This window comes from Pseudomonas sp. HMSC063H08 (assembly GCF_001813645.1).
In the GTDB taxonomy this organism is placed as follows: Bacteria; Pseudomonadota; Gammaproteobacteria; order Pseudomonadales; family Pseudomonadaceae; genus Pseudomonas; species Pseudomonas aeruginosa.
Genome location: NZ_KV813584.1, coordinates 1 through 278, shown reverse-complemented (window position 1 = coordinate 278; position 278 = coordinate 1). Strand labels below are relative to the sequence as shown.

1 protein-coding gene is annotated in these 278 nt (G+C 57.2%); it reads right to left on the bottom strand.

Annotated elements, in window-relative coordinates:
• On the bottom strand, positions 1-266 hold a 266-nt coding region (locus tag HMPREF2924_RS27100; RefSeq protein ID WP_141765559.1), incomplete at its 3' end, for a DUF2895 family protein.
• Positions 267-278: the final 12 nt, after the last annotated feature.

Below are 278 nucleotides of genomic sequence, written 5' to 3'. Positions count from 1 at the left end.
TTGTAGTCCACCTCGCCGTCCTTGGGCCAACGTTGCACCTGCTGGAAGATGTAGAGACCGAATGCATAGACACTCTCTGGCGGAATGTCCCACCACAACCGGGTGCTTCCTGAGCGCAAGTCGGGCGGAATGTGGATCCAGAGGTCCTTGCGGGCTTCCCAGACGCAGTAGGCCAGCACAACGATGACCATGCACAGGAAGCCGGTGATGAACCGGAAGGTGTTGATGTGTGCCTGCTGTTGTGCAGTGTGTTTTCTGAAACTCATGGGGACTCCGTG